6 protein-coding genes and 1 pseudogene are annotated in these 21012 nt (G+C 62.7%); 2 read left to right on the plus strand and 5 right to left on the minus strand.

What is annotated here, in order from left to right:
* Positions 1-13 precede the first annotated feature (13 nt).
* Complete coding sequence (locus AC6I6U_RS13665) at positions 14-10579, plus strand: amino acid adenylation domain-containing protein (RefSeq protein WP_497882446.1); 10566 nt, start codon at positions 14-16, stop codon at positions 10577-10579.
* 358 nt (positions 10580-10937) lie between these two features.
* Here the strand turns inward: AC6I6U_RS13665 and AC6I6U_RS13670 are convergent.
* The 5 genes and pseudogenes from AC6I6U_RS13670 to pvdM all read right to left on the minus strand — a co-directional run bounded on the left by AC6I6U_RS13670 (position 10938) and on the right by pvdM (position 19083).
* Positions 10938-13424, minus strand: a pseudogene (locus tag AC6I6U_RS13670) (TonB-dependent siderophore receptor).
* Between the two features lie 247 nt (positions 13425-13671).
* Entirely contained in the window at positions 13672-15336 is a 1665-nt protein-coding gene (locus tag AC6I6U_RS13675) for a cyclic peptide export ABC transporter (protein ID WP_497882447.1), read from the minus strand.
* A gap of 82 nt (positions 15337-15418) precedes the next feature.
* Complete coding sequence (pvdO, locus tag AC6I6U_RS13680; RefSeq protein WP_497882448.1) at positions 15419-16267, minus strand: dihydropyoverdine dehydrogenase; 849 nt, start codon at positions 16265-16267, stop codon at positions 15419-15421.
* 106 nt (positions 16268-16373) lie between these two features.
* Positions 16374-17663 carry a pyoverdine-tailoring periplasmic protein PvdN gene (gene pvdN / locus AC6I6U_RS13685; RefSeq protein ID WP_497882449.1) on the minus strand — a complete coding sequence of 430 codons (1290 nt, stop codon included), beginning with the start codon at positions 17661-17663 and terminating at the stop codon, positions 16374-16376.
* 88 nt (positions 17664-17751) lie between these two features.
* Positions 17752-19083, minus strand: coding sequence for a pyoverdine-tailoring dipeptidase-like protein PvdM (pvdM, locus tag AC6I6U_RS13690; protein WP_497882450.1), 1332 nt, complete (start codon positions 19081-19083; stop codon positions 17752-17754).
* A 180-nt stretch (positions 19084-19263) separates the two neighbouring features.
* Between pvdM and pvdP the strand changes: the two genes are divergently transcribed.
* Positions 19264-20877, plus strand: coding sequence for a pyoverdine maturation tyrosinase PvdP (gene pvdP, locus AC6I6U_RS13695; protein ID WP_497882451.1), 1614 nt, complete (start codon positions 19264-19266; stop codon positions 20875-20877).
* The last annotated feature ends 135 nt before the right edge of the window (positions 20878-21012 follow it).

A 21012-nucleotide genomic window follows, 5' to 3' on the forward strand; every position in this document is an offset into this window, starting at 1 on the left:
GGAGAACATCAAAGTGCAAGAGCTGCTCGACTCCGTAAAATCGCTGTCCATCCGGGAGCGCAAGGCGCTCTCGGCGTTGCTCAAGCGACAAGGGGTGAACCTCTACGGGGTGACCCCGATTTTCAGGCGGGAGTCAGAGTCGTCTTCGGCGCTGTCCTACGCCCAGCAGCGCCAGTGGATTCTCTGGCAACTGGAGCCGGGCAGCGCCGCCTACAACATCCCTACGGCATTGCGCCTCAAGGGAAGCCTGGATACCGAAGCGCTGCGGCGCAGTTTCGAGGCGCTGATCCGGCGCCACGAAACCTTGCGTACGACCTTGCGGCAGGAAGCCGGGCAGGTGGTACAGGTTATCCATCCGGCCGATGTTTTCACGCTGTCGCCAGAGCGCCTGGCGACCCTCATTCCCGAAGAACTCGACGAACAGATCCGCGCTTGCGTGGAGGGCGAGGTACAGCGGCCCTTCGACCTGGAGCGCGGGCCTTTGCTGCGGGTTCGGTTGTTGCAGATTGCCGAAGAAGATCATGTACTGATCCTGACCTTGCACCACATCGTCTCCGATGGCTGGTCGATGCCGATCATGGTCGATGAACTGGTCCGTCTCTACGACGGGTTTCGCCAGGGCCGGGAGGTCGAACTCGCTGCCTTGCCGATCCAGTATGCCGACTACGCACAGTGGCAGCGTGACTGGATGGAGGCGGGCGAGCAGGAACGCCAGCTCGGCTACTGGAAAGCACAGTTGGGTGGTGAGCAGCCGGTGCTGGAACTGCCCATCGACCGGCCACGTCCAGCCCATCAGAGCCTGGCGGGGCAGAGTCTGGCCATCGACCTGCCGCCGCAGCTGGCCCAGGCCCTCAAGGCGGTTTCCCGGCAACAGGGTGTCACCCTGTTCATGCTGCTGCTGGCATCTTTCCAGACCCTGTTGCACCGCTACTGTGGCCAGACCGATATCCGCGTCGGGGTGGCCATCGCCAACCGTAGCCGCGTTGAAACGGAAGGGCTGATCGGTTTCTTCGTCAACACCCAGGTCCTGCGGGCCGAGATCGATGCCCAGGCCCCCTTCGCCCAGTTGCTGCAACAGGTGAAGAGAACTGCGCTCGATGCCCAGGCCCACCAGGATCTGCCTTTCGAGCAACTGGTTGAGGCACTGCAGCCGGAGCGCAGCCTGAACCGTACCCCGTTGTTCCAGGTGATGTACAACCACCAGACCCAGGTCCGTGGCGAGGTTCGCGAACTGGCCGGCTTGCGTGTCGAGGGCCTGCCGTGGGAAAAACGCACCGCGCAGTTCGACCTGGCCCTGGACACCTTCGAAAGCGATGAGGGGCTTGGCGCGGCTTTCACCTATGCCAGCGACCTGTTCGAGCCTGCCACCATCGAGCGCCTGGCCAGGCATTGGCGGCGCCTGCTGGAGGCCATCGGTACCGACCCGCAACAACGTATTGCCGCCTTGCCAATGCTTGACCTGGCGGAGCAGCAACACACCCTCCGGGCCTGGAACCCGGCGCCTGCGGCATATCCCGGGGCTGCCTGTGCGCATCAACTGATTGAAGCCCAGGCCCTGAGCGCTCCGGAGGCGCTGGCTGTGACCCATGGCACGCGCAGCCTGACCTATGGTGAGCTGAACTGCCGTGCCAACCAGTTGGCGCACCACCTGCGCAGCTGTGGGGTCGGACCTGACGTCCTCGTCGGGCTGGCGGTGGACCGTGGGCTGGAAATGATGATCGGGCTGTTGGCTATCCTCAAGGCCGGTGGCGCCTATGTACCGCTGGACCCGGATTATCCCGAGGATCGCCTGGCGTACATGATCCAGGACAGCAACATCCGCCTGCTGCTGACGCAGAGCCGACTTGTCGACCAACTGCCGATACCCGACGGCGTGCGTAGCCTGTGCCTGGACCAGGAGGGCGACTGGCTGGAGGGTTATCCACAGGAAAACCTGGCGACGCTGACCGATCCCGACAACCTGGCCTATGTGATCTACACCTCGGGTTCCACCGGCAAGCCCAAGGGTACGCTGCTGCCACACCACAACATCCTCAGGCTGTTCCAGGCCACCGATGAATGGTTCGGGTTCGGGCCTCAGGATGTCTGGACCATGTTCCACTCCTATGCCTTCGACTTCTCGGTCTGGGAGATCTTCGGTGCGCTGATGCACGGAGGTCGCCTGGTCATCGTGCCACGGGATATCAGCCGTTCGCCGCAGGATTTCTACCCGCTGCTGCTCAGCGAAGGGGTCACAGTACTGAACCAGACCCCTTCGGCATTCAAGCAACTGGTTCGGGTGGCCTGCGAGGCAGCGCCACCGTCCTCGCCGCTGGCCCTGCGCTACGTGGTGTTCGGTGGTGAAGCGCTGGATGTCGGCAGCCTGCAACCCTGGTTCGAGCGTTTTGGCGATCGTTCTCCGCAACTGGTCAACATGTACGGCATCACCGAAACCACGGTGCACGTGACCTACCGTCCGATCCGGCACGAGGACCTGTTGCAGGCGGGCGTCAGCCCGATTGGCGAGGTCATTCCCGACCTGTCCTGGTATGTGCTGGATGCCGATTTCAACCCTGTCGCCCAGGGCTGCAGCGGCGAGTTGCATGTTGGGCGCGCTGGCCTGGCGCGTGGTTACCACCAGCGCCCGGCGCTGACCGCCGAGCGCTTTGTCCCCGATCCGTTTGACGAGAAGGGTGGCGGTCGCCTGTATCGGGCGGGCGACCTGGCCCGTTATCGGGCCGAGCATTGCATCGAATACATCGGACGGCTTGATCACCAGGTGAAGATCCGAGGTTTCCGCATCGAGTTGGGCGAAATCGATGCCAGGCTGCGAGAGCACGCGGCGGTCCAGGAGGTCAGTGTCATCGACATCGACGGCCCGGGCGGCAAGCAACTGGTGGCCTATCTGGTGCCGGCCGATCCGACACTGCTGGAAGCCGATCCGCATGTTCAGGGGGATTGGCGACGTGACTTGCGCGAACACCTCAAGTCCGTGCTGCCCGACTATATGGTTCCGGCACACTGGGTCCTGCTGCCGCAGATGCCGTTGACCGCGAACGGCAAGCTGGACCGTCGCGCCTTGCCCGCACCGGATGTTGCCCAGGCGCAAAAAAGCCATGTGGCCCCCGTGACCGTTGTGCAGCAGCAGGTGGCGCAGATCTGGGCCGAGGTGCTCAAGATCGAGCGGGTGGGACTGGACGACAATTTCTTCGAGCTGGGCGGGCACTCGCTGCTGGCGACACAGGTCATCTCGCGAATTCGCCAGAGCCTCGCCCTGGAGTTGTCTTTGCGTGATCTGTTCGAGGCCCAGGACCTGGCGGCATTTGTACGCAATGCCGAGGACGGCTCCGCCGCCCCGACGCCGGTCGCCACCATCGAGCCGGCCGACCGCACGCAACCCCTGCTGCTTTCCCATGCCCAGCAGCGCCAGTGGTTTCTCTGGCGGTTGGAGCCGGACAGTGCTGCCTACAACATCCCGGCGGCCTTGCAGCTCAGCGGCACACTGGATGTCGAGGCCTTGCGGCGCAGCTTCGAAGCGCTGATCACCCGTCATGAAACCTTGCGCAGCACCTTCCGCGAGGAGGGTGAGCAGACCGTGCAGGTCATTCATCCGGCCACGGCATTCGACTTATCCGTGGAGCACCTGGCAGGCATCTCCGGGCCTGAACGCGAAGCGGCCATCCGCGAGTATGTCGAGCGCGAAGCCGGGCAAGCGTTCGACCTGGAGCAGGGCCCCCTATTGCGGGTTCGCCTGCTGCGGGTAGAGGACACCGAGCACGTGCTGGTGCTGACAGTCCACCATATCGTTTCCGACGGCTGGTCCACACCGATAATGGTCGACGAGCTGGTGCGCTTGTACAGCGCCTACCACCAGGGTGTTGCCGTCGACCTGCCGGCCTTGCCGGTGCAATATGCCGACTACGCCCAATGGCAACGGCGCTGGATGGCCGAAGGTGAGCAGGCTCGCCAGTTGGACTACTGGACCGGGCAACTGGGCGGCGAACAGCCGGTACTCGAATTGCCTACCGATCGGCCGCGCCCGACCATTCGCAGTCACGTCGGCGAGCGCCTGGCCATTGACCTGCCTCCCGAGCTGGCCGATGCCCTCAGGGGCGCGGCCCGGCAGCAGGGTGTCACCCTCTTCGTATTGCTGCTGGCTTCGTTCCAGACCCTGTTGCATCGTTATAGCGGGCAGGCCGATATCCGGGTCGGGGTACCGATAGCCAACCGTAACCGGGTCGAAACCGAGCGGCTGATCGGTTTCTTCGTCAATACCCAGGTGCTGCGAGCCGGGTTCACCTCGAACATGACCTTCAGCGAACTGCTGCAACAGGTCCGGCAAACGTCCCTGGAAGCCCAGGCTCATCAGGACCTGCCGTTCGAGCAACTGGTGGAGGCCCTGCAACCCGAGCGCAGCCTGAGCCACAGCCCGTTGTTCCAGGTGATGTACAACCACCAGGCCGAAGCGGCTGGCGAGCTGCATGCATTGCCCGGCCTGACTGTCCAGGGGCTGTCCTGGGACAGTCATGTCGCGCAGTTCGATCTGGCCCTGGACACCCATGAAAACACCGCCGGCCTGAGTGCCGCCCTGACGTACTCCAGCGCGCTGTTCGACGCCTCGACCATCGAGCGCATGGCCGCTCACTGGCGCAACCTGCTGGTGGCCATTGCCGTCGGTGCTTATCGTCGAGTGGCTGAGTTGCCGATGCTGAGCGACGACGAGCGTGAGCGGATCGTCGTGGATTGGAACCAGAGCGAAGCCAGCTACCCGACGGATCGCTGCATTCATCAACTGATTGCCGAGCGGAGTCGCGAAACGCCGCAGGCTGCGGCGTTGCTGTTCGATGATGCCCGGATGAGCTACCAGCAACTGGACCTGGATTCCAATCGCCTGGCGCGCAAGCTGCGTGAGTTGGGCGTCGGCCCGGATGTGCTGGTGGGGGTTGCTGTCGAGCGTGGTCCGCAGATGCTGGTGGGTCTGCTGGCGATCCTGAAGGCCGGTGGTGCCTACGTGCCGTTGGACCCGGACTTCCCGGCGGATCGACTGGTGTACATGGTGCAGGACAGTGGGTTGGCATTGCTGCTGACCCAGAGTCACCTGAGTATCCACCAGGCCGTCAGCCCCGACGTGCGCAGCCTGTTCCTCGACCAGTCGCAGGACTGGCTGGGCGAGGTCAGCGACGCGGCGCTGGTCAATCTGGCGCAGCCGGAAAACCTGGCCTATGTGATCTACACCTCGGGCTCCACCGGCAAGCCCAAGGGCGTTGCGGTTTCCCATGGTGCACTGGTCAACTTCCTGTTCAGCATGGCCGACCAGCCGGGTATCGCACCTTCGGATCGCGTGCTGTCGCTGACTTCGTTGTCCTTCGACATCGCCGGTCTGGAGCTGTACCTGACCCTGATGCGTGGTGCCGCGGTCGTTCTGCTGCGCCAACAGCAGAACAAGGATCCACAGGCGTTGCTGGAGGTTATCGGCAAGTACCAGGTCTCGGTGATCCAGGCGACGCCTTCGACCTGGCGCATGCTGCTCGACAGTGCACCGCCAGGATTGCTGGCCGGCTGCAAGATACTCTGCGGTGGTGAAGCCCTTGGCGCCGAACTGGCGCAGCGGCTGATCGAGCAGGCCGGACACGTCTGGAACGTCTATGGCCCGACCGAAACCACCATCTGGTCGGCACGACATTACCTGACGTCGAGCGACGACATCTGGCTTGGCCGGCCGATCGCCAATACCCGCCTGCATATCCTGAGCGACGACTTCGACGTGCTGCCGCCGGGCGCCCGTGGCGAGCTGCTGATCGGCGGCGACGGACTGGCGCGGGGTTATCACCAGCGCCCGGGCCTGACCGCCGAGCGATTCATTCCAGACCCGTTCGACCAGAAGGGCGGTGGTCGGTTGTACCGTACCGGCGACCTGACGCTCTACCATGGCGATGGTGTGATCGAGTACGCCGGGCGTCTGGACCATCAGGTGAAGATTCGCGGTTTCCGGATCGAGCTGGGGGAGATCGAGGCCAGACTGCAAGAGCATGCCGGGGTTCGTGAGGCCGTCGTCATCGATATTGACGGTGCGGCCGGCAAACAGTTGGCTGCGTACCTGGTGGCCGAGCAGGAGAGCCTCCACCAGGGGCCTGCGGCGTTGCAGGAGGCGTTCCGTCGGGAACTCAAGGAGCTGTTGAAGGCGGGACTGCCGGACTACATGGTGCCGTCCCACCTGGTTCTACTGGAAAAACTGCCACTGACTCCGAATGGCAAAGTTGATCGCAAGGCACTGCCAGCCCCGAGGGTAGACCTGTCGCTATCCCTGCATCTGGCCCCCCAGACCCCACTGGAGCAAGCACTGGCGAGGATCTGGGGTGAGGTACTGAAGGTTGAACGTGTCGGTCTGGGCGACAACTTCTTCGAGCTGGGCGGACATTCGCTGATCGCGACCCAGGTTATTTCACGGGTTCGTCAGGGGCTTGATGTCGAGCTGCCCCTACGTGCGTTGTTCGAGGCCGACAACCTGGCAGAGTTCGCCGAGCGGGTCGCCGAGGGTACGGCCAACAAGGCGCCTGCCCTGCAGCAGATCGGCCGTGACCAGCCGTTGACGCTGTCCTATGCCCAGCAACGCCAGTGGTTCCTATGGCAATTGGAGCCGGAAAGTGCCGCCTACAACATTCCGGCTGCCCTGCGGCTTGAGGGTGCGCTGGATATCGAGGCGTTGCGAAGCAGCTTCGAGGCACTGTGTGCGCGCCATGAGACGTTGCGTACGACCTTCCATCAGGATGGCGAGCGCGCGGTGCAGGTCATCCATCCGGCGGCAGCGTTTGAGCTGGCTTTCGATGCTTGCACGCAATCGCAAACCGAAGATGAGGTCGCCCGGTATGTGGATGAGGAAATCCGCCGTCCTTTCGACCTGGAGCAGGGCCCGCTGTTGCGAGTGAAACTGCTGCGTCTTGCGCCGGATGCCCATGTCCTGGTGTTGACCGTGCACCATATCGTTGCCGATGGATGGTCGATGCCGGTCATGGTCGACGAACTCGTGCAGTTGTATGAAGCCGGCAGCCAGGGGCGTGAAGTCGAACTGCCAGCCCTGCCGATCCAGTATGCCGACTATGCCATGTGGCAGCGGCAGTGGATGGACGCCGGCGAGCAGCGTCGGCAACTGGAATACTGGCAAGCCCAGTTGGGTGGCGAGCAGCCGATACTCGAGCTACCCCTGGACCGGCCACGTCCGACTCACCAAAGCCATGCAGGCGATCGATTGACGGTCGAACTGGATACGCAGCTGTTCCAGGCCTTGAAGGCCACTGCCCGCGAGCAGGGGGTCACCTTGTTCATGCTGCTTCTGGCCTCGTTCCAGACTTTGCTGCAGCGCTACTCCGGGCAGGCCGATATCCGTGTGGGTGTTCCTGTCGCCAACCGGACCCGGGTCGAAACCGAGCGCCTGATCGGTTTCTTCGTCAATACCCAAGTGCTCAAGGCCGAGTTCAAGCCGACGCTGACCTTTACCGAGCTGTTGCAGCAGGTGAAAAAAACGGCCCTGCAAGCTCAGGGACATCAGGACCTGCCATTCGAGCAACTCGTCGAGGCATTGCAGCCGGAACGCAGCCTGAGCCATAGCCCATTGTTCCAGGTGATGTACAACCACCAGAACCAGGTGAGTGGCGAAGGGCACCAACTGTCCGGTCTGCATGTGCAGGGGCTGGCGCTGGACAGCCACACCGCACAGTTCGACCTGACACTGGACACCAGCGAACATGAGGAAGGACTAGGCGTCACCCTGACCTATGCCACGGCCCTGTTCGACCGTAGCACGGTCGAGCGCATGGCCCGCCACTGGCGTACGTTGCTGGTGGCTATCAGCGGCGATGCTACACAGCGGGTTGCAGACCTGCCGTTGCTGGACGAGGCTGAGCGCAAGCAGATCGAGCGGGAATGGAACCAGACCGAAGCGGCATATCCGACCGAGGCCTGCGTGCATGGCCTGATCGAGGCCCAGGCCGAACGTACCCCCGAAGACACGGCGCTGATCTGGCGTGATGGACGCATGAGCTACCGGCAACTGGACCAGCGCTCCAACCAGTTGGCGCATACATTGCGCCGTGCGGGTGTGGGGCCTGACGTGCTGGTGGGGATTGCGGTGGAGCGCGGCCCGGACATGCTGGTGGGTCTGCTGGCGACTCTCAAGGCCGGGGGCGCCTATGTGCCGCTGGACCCGGACTTCCCCCAGGACCGGCTGGGCTACATGATACAGGACAGTGGCCTGCAACTGCTGTTGACCCAGAGCCAACTGCTGGCGCAACTGCCGCTCCCTGAAGGCGTGCGCAGTATCTGCCTGGACCGTGAGCAGGAATGGCTCCACGGTGCAGAGGCCCCGCTGGAGAATCTGGCACACCCGGACAACCTGGCCTACGTGATCTACACCTCGGGCTCCACCGGCAAGCCCAAGGGCGTCGAGGTGCGCCATGAAGGCTTGACCAACTTCCTCTTCAGCATGGCCGAACAACCCGGTATCGATGCCCGGGACCGGGTGTTGTCGCTGACTTCGCTGTCGTTCGACATCGCCGGCCTGGAGCTGTATCTGCCGTTGCTGTGTGGCGCTTCGGTAGTATTGCTGGACAACGGTGGCAACAAGGACCCGCAGGCGCTGGTCGAGTTGATCGAGCACCACGGGGTCACTCTGGTCCAGGCGACGCCATCGACCTGGCGCATGCTGCTCGACCAGGCACCGGCCGGCCTGCTGGCTGGGCGCAAGGTTCTCTGCGGTGGCGAGGCGCTGAGCGCCGAGCTGGCGCAACGACTGATCGAGCAGGCCGGGCATGTCTGGAACGTCTATGGCCCGACCGAGACGACGATCTGGTCGGCCGCCCATTACCTGACCTCCAGTGACGATGTCTGGCTGGGGCGTCCGATCGCCAATACCAGCCTGCATATCCTTGGAGATGACTTCGATACCCTGCCATTGGGGGCTCGTGGCGAGTTGCTGATCGGTGGCCGCGGCCTGGCTCGTGGCTACCATCAGCGCCCGGGATTGACCGCCGAACGTTTCGTGCCCGACCCGTTCGACGAGCAGGGTGGTCGCCTGTATCGCACGGGCGACCTGACTCGTTATCGTGAGCAGGGGGTGATCGAGTACGTCAGCCGCCTTGACCATCAGGTGAAGATCCGTGGCTTCCGTATCGAACTGGGAGAAATCGAGGCCCGCTTGCAGGAACATGCCTCGGTCCGTGAAAGCAGTGTCATCGATCTTGATGGGCCTACTGGCAAGCAATTGGCCGCCTATCTGGTGCTCAATGAGTCGGGCGCCGAGCAATCCTGGGAGATACTGCACGCGCAGCTCAAGGCGTATCTAAAGGCCGGTCTTCCGGACTACATGGTGCCGTCGCACCTGGTGCTGCTCGAACGGATGCCGCTGACTCCGAACGGCAAGCTCGACCGCAAGGCACTGCCGCTGCCGGATGCCAACGCGGCCCAGCGCACCCATGTCGCTCCGCGGACCGAACTGGAGCAGCGCCTGGCCGATATCTGGGCCGAGGTGCTGAAGGTCGAGACGGTCGGCCTGAACGATAATTTCTTCGAGCTGGGCGGGCATTCGTTGCTGGTGATCTCCCTGGTCGGCCGGCTGCGTGAAGCTTTCGATGTGACCATCAAGCTGCACGACTTCCTGTTGATGGAAACACTGGCCGACCTGGCCGACTTCATGCGTGAAGGCGAGGCGAAAGTGAAGACGCCGGTCATCAGCATGAACGGCTGCCGTACGGACAACGCACCGTTGTTCTGCCTGCCTCCGGGCGGTGGTGGTACCTACTCCTACTATCCGCTGGCCGGGCAACTGAAGGACGACCGGCGGGTCTACGGGCTGGTCAACAAGAGCTATGTGGTACCGGGCTGGTTCGACCGCACATGGGATGAAATGGTCGGTTACTACGTTCAGCAGATCAGACACACTCAGCCTGAGGGGCCGTACAACCTGTTGGGTTGGTCCCTCGGAGGAGCCCTGGCGATCGAAGTGGCGCATGTGCTGGAACAGGACGGCGACGAGGTGAGCTTCCTCGGCCTGGTGGACACCAGTCTGCCTGCGGCGCTGGAGGTCTTTGCGCCTGAGCAGGAGCCTGCGCAGGACGCCGCGCAGGAGGAACAGAGCCTGTTCGCGAACCTGGTCGGCAGCCTCCTGGCATTCGTCCCGGGTGTCGAGGAACAGACTATCGTCGGGCTGATCGAGCAGGCCAGGGCGCAACTGCACGACGAACAGGCGATTGCCGATTGGGTCATTGACCAGGTCGCGTTGGCCGGTGGTGTCAGTGCCGAGGGCTTGCGTGAGGTCTATCGCGATATCGCCGTACAGGACGAAATCGAAACCGGTTACCGCCTGTTGCGCATCAACGCGATCCTGAGCGAGGCTTTCACGCTCAAGCCACTGCAGGTCAAGCCGGACTGCTGGTGGGCGGGGGCAAGCAAGACCGCTGGGGAAATCGGTGCGGCGCAGGCGGTGCTGGTGGAGCAGTGCTCGCGCAATGGATTGTCGGCTTCGACGGTGCTGGAGGAGAACCACGACAGCATCATCCTCTCCCAGGGGCTGCTGGCAGCGGTACTGGAGCGTCTGAAGTCAGTCTGACTGAGCCGGCGGGACATGAAAAAGCCAGGGCCTGTGCCCTGGCTTTTTCATGTCGTGAATGGACGTGTGGCTACGGTCGTCCTGCTGGTGACTGGTGACTGGTGACTGGTGACTGGTGATTGGTGATTGGTGATTGGTGATCCGGGGCGAATCACCTTGTAGTGGCGAGCGGGCTTGCCCGCGCTGGGGCGCGCAGCGGCCCTGAAACCTGTATCCCCGATGTATCGGAAGGACCGGATACTGGGGACCTGCGGCCGCTTCGCAGCCGAGCGCGGGCAAGCCCGCTCGCCACAGAAACAGTCGCCCATGAAAAAACCAAGGGTCGCCCCTTGGTTCTTTTAACGCCAACCTTGTGCGGTCAGAAGTCGCCGCGCAGGGTGACCATGAAGTTGCGCGGTTCGCCGTAGTAGCTGCCGCGACGTATTTCGCCGGTGGCTTCATAGTACTTCTTGTCGAACACGTTCTTCAGGTCGAACGACAGTTTCCAGTGATCGTCCAGCTTGTACTGCGTACGCGCATCCCAGACAGCCCGGCCCTGATTGGTGACGGTCTGGCCCTGGGACTCGTATGTGGAGTAGGTCTGTGCCGATACACCACCGCCCACGCTCAGGCGATTCAGGTCACCTTGCAGGTTGTACATGGTGGAAAGGCGCAGCATATGTTTCGGGGTCTCGGCGTCGAGGGGGCTGCCATCGTCATTGCGGCTGATGTTGTAGGTGTAGCCGGCCGCCATCTGCCAGCCGGTCGCGACCTCGCCGGTGGCTTCGAGTTCTACGCCCTTGCTGGTGCTGGGTGGGCCGTTCACGTAGCAGGAACCGCTGCTGGGGTTGTTTCGCTGACAGGCATCTGGGTTAGCAGCGGTAGCAGCGTCGTCTGTCTGGAACAGGTCTTTCTGCTTGATGTAGAACACTGCGGCGGAGACGTTCAGGCGACCATCATACAGAGCACCCTTGATGCCGGTTTCATAGTTCGACCCAAGGGTCGGTTTCAGGTTCTTGTTGGTTTCGGTCCGGTAGTTGCTTTGCGGACGGAAGATATCGGCATAGCTGGCGTACCACGACCACTCTTCGTTCAAGTCGTAGATAAGCCCGGCGAAGGGTGTGAATTTTTTGTCTTCACGGTAGTTGTTGGGGGTCTCCTGGATCGGCGTTTGCGTGTAGTCATACCTTGTGTTGTCGTTTTTGAACCAGCTCAGACGGCCGCCGAGTACCAGGCTCAGGGGCTCGGCCAGGCGCAGGCGCAGGGTGCTGTAGAGGCCATACTGGCGCTGGGTGATGTCGTCTAGGCTTTGCCATGCCGGCTGTGTCGGCTTGTCAATGATGTGATGATCGGGATCGAAGACGTCGATCGGCTTGCTGATGTCGACCAGCGACTGCTTGCTCAGGATGTGTTGCTGCGACCAGTTCGCGCCCAGCATCAGCTCATGGGTCAGGCCGAAGGCATCGAAGTTGCCGGCGATGTGGCCGTCGATGCCCTTGCTGGTGACGTATTCCCGGCGAAACTGGGTGTTGGCGAGGAAAGTGCCATCCTTGGTCACAGTGTCAACAATGCCCTAGGAATAGGCTACCCGCTGGTTGAACATGCTTTGCGACTGGCTGACCGAGACCTTGGTGCTCCAGTTGTCGTTGAGGTGGTGTTCCAGGTCGGCGAACACCTCGTTGACTTCGATCGAGTGACGGTTCCAGTCCTGACCCAGCGACGTGGATCGTGACACATCCAGGGCCTTGCCGTCGCTGTAGCGCGGCAGGCCGAAAATGGTGTAGCCGGAATACACCGTGCGCTGGTGACGCAGGCCGACGGCCAGGGTCGTCGAGTCGTTCAGGTCGGCTTCGACAATCCCGTACAGCAGCGGGGTATGGGAATTGAGGTCATCCTGGAAGTAGCCGCGGTCTTCATAGGCAACTACCGCACGGCCGCGCAGGGTGCCTTGTTCGTTCAGCTTGCTGCTGCCATCCAGGTCCATGCGGTAGTTGTCCCAGGAACCGGCGCTGGTGCTGATGGAGAAGCGTGGCTCGGCGGTAGGCCGCTTGCGCACCAGGTTCACGGCACCGCCGGGGTTGCCAGCGCCGACCAGCAGGCCGGAAGCACCGCGCAAGACTTCGACGCGGTCGAAGACTGCCATGTCCGGACGGATCCAGCCGCTGACGTTGTAGGCCAGGCCTGGTACACCGTCGATCATGTAGCTGTCGTCTTCCAGGGTGAACCCCCGGGAGTTGAACATGTTGCCGCCGAAGTTGCGGTTGGAGCGAGTCAGGCCGGTGGTCTGTGCCAATACCTCATCGAGCTTGGTGAGGTTCTTGTCATCCATCTGCTGGCGAGTTACCACCGTGACCGACTGTGGCGTTTCACGCAAGGTGTGCGGGGTCTTGCCGATGGTGACCGCGCCGGTGGTGTAGGAACCGGTGCCGTCAGTACTCGTACCCAGGGTCTGGGCCTGAGCGCTGATGGTGGTTGCTGCCAGGTTCAGCCCCGAGCCGGAACTGCTGGCCGGGGCACTGCTCAAGGTCAGGGTGCCGCCCTGGAAGTTGTAGTTCACACCGGTGTTTTTCAGCAATTCACTGGCCGCCTGGCCCGGCGTGAACTTGCCCTTGACCGCTGCCCCCTGCAGGCCTTGCACCCGCTCCGGGTTGTACAGCACCTGGATATTGCCCTGGCGCCCCAACTCTTGCAGGGCCGTGGCCAGTGGCTGGACAGCGATGTTGAATTCGAACTCCTGGGCCTGTACCTGCGCAGCCATCGGCAGTGCCAGCGCCATCCCCATGGCGCCGAGCACGACAGGCGAGCGCAGCATCTTGCGAACCAGCAAGGCTTTGCTCAAGGGGGTCAGTCGGTGTGTTGTCGGCATTCTTTCAGCTCTTTCTAAGTGTGGAAAAGCAACTAGGAATTGTTATTACTTGAGAAGAAGACGCACCAGCCCGACAAAATCGGAAAACAAAGAAGAAATATTTCGGTGAGGGGGCTTTCTTCCACGGCACGCTGCGTGCGGGGCGCAGTCCGCAGGAAATGTCGTAGCGCTGGCTATAGGAAGAACGAAGCGGCGAGAGCGGAATTTAGGCGGGGTCACCCCGCGCGTTGCACGCGGGGTGACGGTGTCAGGCTGGCACGGCCTCGCGTTGTACGCGTTCGACCTGGATCTGTCCGGCCTGCATGCGCACCAGTTGGTCGGCCACCGGGAAGTAACGATCATCGTGGGAAATGACGATGATGGTCTTGCCCTGGTCCCGCAACTCGGGCAGCAGTTCGGTGTAGAACACCCTGCGAAACGCCGGATCCTGGTCTGCCGCCCATTCGTCGAATACCAGCACCGGGCGTTGTTCCAGCCAGGCATTGAGCAGTGCCAGGCGCTTGCGCTGGCCTGTGGACAGGTCAGTGGTGCTGAAGCTGCCGTCGCGAATGCTGACCTTGTGGGCGATGTCCAAACGCTCCAGATACTTGATCGATTCTGGCGGCAGCGGCGTGCCACCTTGAGCCACTTCATCGAACAGGTAGTAGTCGGCAAAGATGGTGGTGAACAGCTGTCGGTAGTCGTCCAGGCCCTGGGCGGCGACTGGCGCGCCATTGAGGCGTACCTCGCCCTGTTGCGGTGTGTACAGGCCCAACAGCAGCTTGATCAGGGTGGTTTTGCCGCAGCCGTTCTCGCCGACGATGAAGACGATTTCGCCCCGGCGGATGGTCAGGTCAACCGGCCCCAGGTGAAATGGCGGGACGCCCTCGACCGAGGGGTAGTCGTAGCGCAACTGGCGCAGCTCGATGCTCTGCAACGGCGTTGGATCGATGTCCCGGTCGCTGACCAGCAGGTGCGGCTCCGGCGAGGAGAAGCGCCACGACAGTTCAGCGATACGGCGGAACGCGACCTCGGCGCGGCTGATGCTCTGTATGGTTGTGACCAAGCGCTCCAGCGGCCCCTTCATGTACAGCATGACCAGCACGAAACCGCCCAGTACGGTCTTGTCGGTGGTCGGCCAGAGTGCCTGGAAGGTGATGGCGATACCGATCACCGCGAAGAACAGCATCGAGCCGAAGGTTTCGGCGCTGACGAAGATGCTTGCCGCGCGGATGTTGGCTTGGCTGATGCGCTCGGTGGTGCCGTGGATCTGCTGGTCGTGCATGTACTGGCGACGCTGGCGCTGGATACGCAGTTCCTTGGCACCGGCGGAAATCGCCTGGTAGTGTTTCTGCAACTCGTCTTCATCGTCCCGCGCCCGCAGGATGCTGCGCATGCCGATACGGTGGGCAAACCACTGTACGCCGCCGCCAATGATCACGGTCAACAGGGTCAAGGCGAGAATCTGCCAGGACAGCGCGGCCAGGTAGGCCAGGCAACCGATGGTGACGGTGAAGGCGATCACCATCGGCGCCACCGACAGGGCAAAGGTGCTGATGGTGCTGACATCATTGAGCAGCACCGGGATCAGTCGATGGGCACGATAACGTTCCAGTTGTTCGATAGGTGCTACCAGGACCTTGGCGGCCAGTTCCTGGCGCAATCGGGCGACCACCCGCTGGCCCACATAGTTGGTCAGCAGGTTGGAAACGGTCGAGCAGGCCAGGGTCAGTATGCACAGGCCGCCAAACAGCAGGGCGATGCGGGTGCCGGGGCCGCCATCCGCATTCATGGCGTCGTTGATGGTCGCCAGCAGGGCCGTGACGCTGAGTCCGCTGACAACCCCCAGGGCAGCCGAGAGGACCACCAGCAGCCAGAAGGGCTTGAGGATCCTCAGGGTTTCCTGGGCGAGGCTTTGTGCTTGGAGAGGCATGGGGGCTACTCGTGAAGGTCTTGGGAAACAGGCGCCGCGTACGGCGCCTTGAACTCTTTAGACGAGTGTTTCGCGGTGGGATTTAGAGTTCGCGGGCGACGCGGAAACCCAGCCAGTCGCCGCGGGTGTACTCGTTGCGTTCGTTGCGGTTGGCTGAACGGGAGAAGACCGGCGCTTCGCTCCAGTCGTTGCCGCGGATCGAGCGGCGATCCTCGCATTCCTGGCTATCCAGGCGCGGGCTGCCGTCGGTCGGTGCGCCCTTGTAGGTGTCGACATAGCAGTCGGCGGTCCATTCCCAGACATTGCCGTGCCCGTCATAGACGCCAAAGGCGTTGGGTGGGAAGCTGCCGGCCGGCGAGGTATAGCTGAAACCGTCCGCTGGACCATAGGTGTTGGCGTGCTTGGCGATGCTGTACTCCTTGCCCTCGTCGAAGGGGAAGGGGAACGGGCCAGTGGTACCGCCCCGTACGGCATATTCGCGCTGGGCCTCGCTGACCAGGTGATAGTCCTTGCCGGTTTTTTTCGACAGCCATTTGGTATAGGCCTCGGCCTCGTGGAAATCCATGCAGATTGCCGGCTGCCGATCGGTCATCGGGTAGCTCGGCACACCGGCCAGGCATTCGCGGCCCGGACGCGGAGTGCCATTCGGCATCTTGTAGCCCGTACTTTGCAGGTAGGCCTTCCATTCGCCGGCCAATACCTGGAAACGGCTGATGGCGAAGGCCTTCTTGAAGGTGACCTCATGCATCGGTCCTTCGTCCGGCTCGCGGCCGACTTCGTCCTCGGGACTGCCCATGGTGAACGTGCCGGCGGGCAGTACCACCATTTCCGGGCAGTCCTTGCAGTCCTTGAACACCTTGCCAGGCATCGGAGCGCTGGCGGCCAGGGCGTTGCCACACAGTCCGGCCGCGAACAGAGTGGCGAGGGTCATGGCCGACCGGAGGACGGCGCGGGTTCTGGTGCTGGGGGATTGTGCTGTCATGGGATATCTCGCAGGCAGAAATCGGAAAACAATGGGCGGCGCTGTCGAGCCGGGCTCACAGTTGCTGGCCGAGCAGCGTCATGAACCGGTCCAGTTCGGTTTCGGTGTTGAGCAGCCCTGGGGCGGTACGCACTACCGGCCCGACATCTCGGTCCACCGCATCGATCACCACCTTGTTTTTCAGCAGGTTGGCGGCGATCTGGTCGCTGTCCCGGCCCTTGACTCGGAAGAAGCTGAAGCCGGCTGAAAGCTCCGGGCTCATTGGGGTGACCAGCTCGATGCGCGAGTCGGCCTGCAGGCGCTGCTTGAGTTCGCTGTTGAGCGCATGGATCCGCGCCTGGACATCGGCCTTACCCAGCTCCAGGTGCAGTTCGAAGGCCTGGTCCAGGGCCCAGCGATGTTCGAAGGCGTGATAGCCGCCGGGGCTCATCGAGGTGGCGAAGTTGGTGTCTTCGGAAAAGGTCGGCTCCAGCGGCGTCACGTCCTTGACCTCTTCCGAGCGCGCGCAGACGATGCCGGTACCACGCGGGCCGAACATCCACTTGTGGGTACCTGCAATGAAGAAATCGCAGTTCATCTGCGGGAAATCGAGGTTGTCGACGCCGAAACCATGCACCCCGTCGACCACGTAGAGGATGCGATCCTTGTCGTCGCGATTGCGGTTCCTTTCCTCCACCAGCTTGCCGATCTCGCCGATCGGCAGCTTGACCCCGCTGCCCGAGTGCACCCAGGTCATGCCCAGTACACGGGTTTCGGGCTTGATGGCGCGAGCGATGTTGCCTAGCACCTCATCGACCGAGACGAGGTGAGGGTCCTTGAACAGGCTGATCTTGCGTACACGGGTACCTTCGCGCTCGGTACGTAGACGCAAGGTATTGCGGGTCGAGTAATGTTCGTGTTCGGTGGTGAGGATTTCCTGGTCGGGACGTACATGAATGCCGCCGTAGATCATCACCAGGCCTTCGGTGGTGCTGCCGGTCAGAGCGATCTGGCCCGGCTGGGCCTTCAGGTAGCGTCCGGCGGCGTGGCGTACCTGGCTCTCGCGTTTCCAGGTTTCTGCCAGGTCCCAGTCCATCGCCAAGCCCGGGTTGCGATCGATGGCTGCGCGATGGCGTTCGATTGCCTCGCGCACCGGCTTGGGATGGCTGGTGACGAGGAAATTGGAAAAATGCAGATAGTCCGGGTCCTGGTCGAACAGTTGGCGCAATCGAGCCCATTTGTCGCCGCCCTGCGCGGGTTTGGCGGCTGGGTTGGTCGTTGCAGCGGCAAGGTCCAGGCTGGCACCCAGTGGCAGGCTGGCGGCGAGCAGGCCGGCCTGCTTGAGAAAGGTTCTGCGGTCAGTCATGAATGATCACTTGGGTGGTCTGGATAATGGATCGGTGCCCTGCGCGAAGCGGGTAAACCCTTTTCCCGCTGGGGGGCAGGGGGAGTGCTCAGTGCTTGGCTGCCTTCTGTACCTGGTCCCAGACCCGCAGGAAGTTGCCGCCCCAGAGCTTGGCGATATCGGCTTCGGAATAACCGCGCTGGAGCAGTTCGGCGGTCACGTTGCGCGCTTCGCTGACGTCCTTGAAGCCGTCGATGCCGCCGCCGTCGTTGAAGTCCGAGCTGATGCCCACGTGGTCGATGCCGATTTTCTTCACTGCATAATCGATGGCATTGCCAAAGTCCTTGAGGTCGGCCTTGGGCTCCTTGTCGAGGATCGCGTACAGCTCGCTGGCATATTCGCCGAAGCGTTGTTCCGGCCAGACGGTGATGATCGGATCACCTGGCATCAGGGCCATGGCCAGGTTGGGCAGCGGCGGCAGGTCGAAGCGCTTGCGCAGGGCATTGAGCTTGTCCTGGGTCGATTGGCTCAGTGGCCGCAGGTAGGCCGGGAAGGCGACGATCTGGACCACGCCGCCGCTGTCCTTGATCAGTTGCATTTCCTTGTCGCTGAGGTTGCGTGGGATATCCACCAGGGCACGAGGGGCCGAGTGGGAGGCGACTATTGGCGCTCGGCTCAGTTGACGGACCTGCTCCAGGGCCTTGGTCGACATCTGCGAGACATCGATGATCACCCCCAGGTCGTTGAGGCGATGGACCGCCTGCTTGCCGATGTCGGAAAGACCGTCGAGGGCATCGGGAGTGTCGTTGAGAAAGGGCAGTGGACGTGAAGAGTCGGCCCAGTCGTTGTTGCCCACATAGCTGAAGCCGAACATGCGGATGCCGCGCGCGGCCCAGGTATCGAGCAGGCTCAGGTCGTGGCCCAGGGGGTAGGCGTTGAGCATGCTGATGAAAATTGCGAACTTGCCTTCGCCATGCAGGCGACGCAGGTCGTCGGGGGTGTAGGCGATTCCCACCTGGTTGGGGAAGTCGCGGGCAATTCCTGTGATGATCTTGTAGCGAACTTCCTGCTGCTTGCGGGCCTCATCGACGAAACCCGCCGTCGGGCGATGGGGGGCATTCGGGCCGTTCCAGATTTCCGGCCAGCCGAAAACCGTCAGCGCCGCGCCTGACAGGCGCCCGCGAGCAGCTTTCGCCAGATCGAACTGGGCGGAGCCATCCTTGTCGGCTTCTCGCCCTTCGGCGCCGAAGGTCAGGGGGACGGTAACATGGCTGTCGAAGGAGATGATCCGGTCCTGCAGCTCGTCCGCCTGCTTGACGATCTTCAGCGGGTAACCCGGGTTGGACCAGTACTGCCAGCCCAGCCAGGCGGAGGCTACGCCGATGGCCAGGGCCAGGGGCAGGCCGATATAGAGAGCCTTTTTCGAACGCGGTTTTGTCATTGCCATCTCATTCTGGTTCGCAGGTCACAGGCAGCCACAAGGGCCTTTGCTATCTGGGAGGAACGAGTGGACGCTCGAGGAATTTAGCGCTTTCGCAAACTGGTGGTGGGCTAAATTTTGCTCCGGGCTCAACGTCCTAGCTGGGATAAGGCCTGCTTCAAGGCTGATACAGGTAGGGCGATGACGATTTCTCGACGAGGGTTCATAGCGGGCCTGGCGCTTACCGGCGCCGCCATCCCCGCAGCTTATTACGCACGCCGTGAACTGACGCGCGAGGACGAGCCCGTCACGCCGGGCGAGGCAACTGTCGAGCTGCTCGACACGGCCGGCCAGCGCTTGGCGAACAACTTGCGTGGCGTCTGGAGTATTCGTTTCGAGGGCCGTGATGCCGGTCTGGTCGGGTTGCCCTTGGAAGGGGTGCAGGTGTTGCTCGATATTGCGCAACGCGGTCGTGCCGTGCACGGTTTCATCGACACCGCCGAGGGCTTGCGCGGCGAGGCCGAGCCGCGCCTGCGAGTGGTCGGTGACCTTACGGTGGCTGATGGTGCGCAATTGTTCTGGCGCCTCTTCCGGGTTGGTCAGGCGTTTCCCGAATACGAATTGAGCATGACCCTGGATGAGGTCTGGGCTACTTATGGCAATGCCGGCACTGGAACCCTCTCCGGGCGTATCGAACGGCTTGACCGACCGCTGGCATCGACCCAGCTGGACAGCCGTTTCGTTGCCACCAAGCATACTTTTCCCGAGGCCCGAGAGCGTATCGGCCTGTCCCCCCCCCTGCTGGCGCGCCTGGTGTCGCCCGAGCATCGCTTGTTCCACCAGCTCTGGCACGCCACCCGGGACAAGTGGCACAAGTTGCCTGAAGACAAACGTAACGGCTTGCGCGGCATCGGTTGGCAGCCCGGCCCCCGAGATAAGGAGCGTGACGCCCGCGGGCCGCGCAAGGACCGCAACGGCTCGGGTGTCGATTTCTTCTTCATGCACCGACATATGTTGCAGGCCGCGCGCTCGATCCAGCCGCTGCCGTCCTGGCGACGTTTCCCGCAGCCGCAACCGGAGCTGGAGCGTGATCGCCAGGGGTTCTTTGACTACGTTGACAACCATGACGGGTGGGCCGTGCCGCCGGCCTGGGTGGCCGAAGACGACGATGACTACGGCATTTGGGTCAGCGATATCAAGAGCCACGAGACCTACCATGGCAACTTCCAAGTCTGGGAGTCGCAGTATACCGACCCGCGCTACCTGTCGAGGCTGACGCTTGGTCAGTTCGGCTCCGAACTCGAACTGGGCCTGCATGACTGGCTGCACATGCGCTGGGCTGCGGTGCCCCGTGATCCATCCAACGGCGCGCCGGTGCCGATGGCTCGCGAGTTCACCGATTTTGCCCCGCGCTGGTTCGAGCCGGAAAACGATTTTCTCGGTGATCCGTTCTCCTCCCATGTGCATCCGGTGTTCTGGTCGTTCCATGGCTGGATCGATGATCGTATCGAAGACTGGTTTCGTGCCCATGAGCGTTTCCATCCGGGCGAGGTCGCGCGGATGGAGGTCAATGGCGTACCGTGGTTCGCGCCGGGGCGCTGGGTCGAGGTGGATGACCCGTGGTTGGGGCCCAGCACTCACGGTTGCAGTACTACGCCGGGCTTGAGCATCGGCAAGTCGGTGGAGATGGACCCCGAGACCATGAAACTGGCACTGCGTATCACTTTTGCCGACGATAAGGGGCTTTCCGACTTGCTGCGGCGAGTGCCGCGGCGTCCGTGGTATGCCCGTCACCTGTCGTTGAAAAACCTCTGAATGGCTGCTGCAAGGCCACTGCCGGGCTGCTGAGGTTGGGTGTGGCGAGCGGGCTTGCCCGCGCTGGGCCGCATCGCGGCCCAAGGTCCAGCCAGCACGGTGTATCAGGATGAGCTCGGAGGCGCCGGGTTTGCG

The organism is Pseudomonas sp. UTLPPB19802 (genome assembly GCF_059730225.1).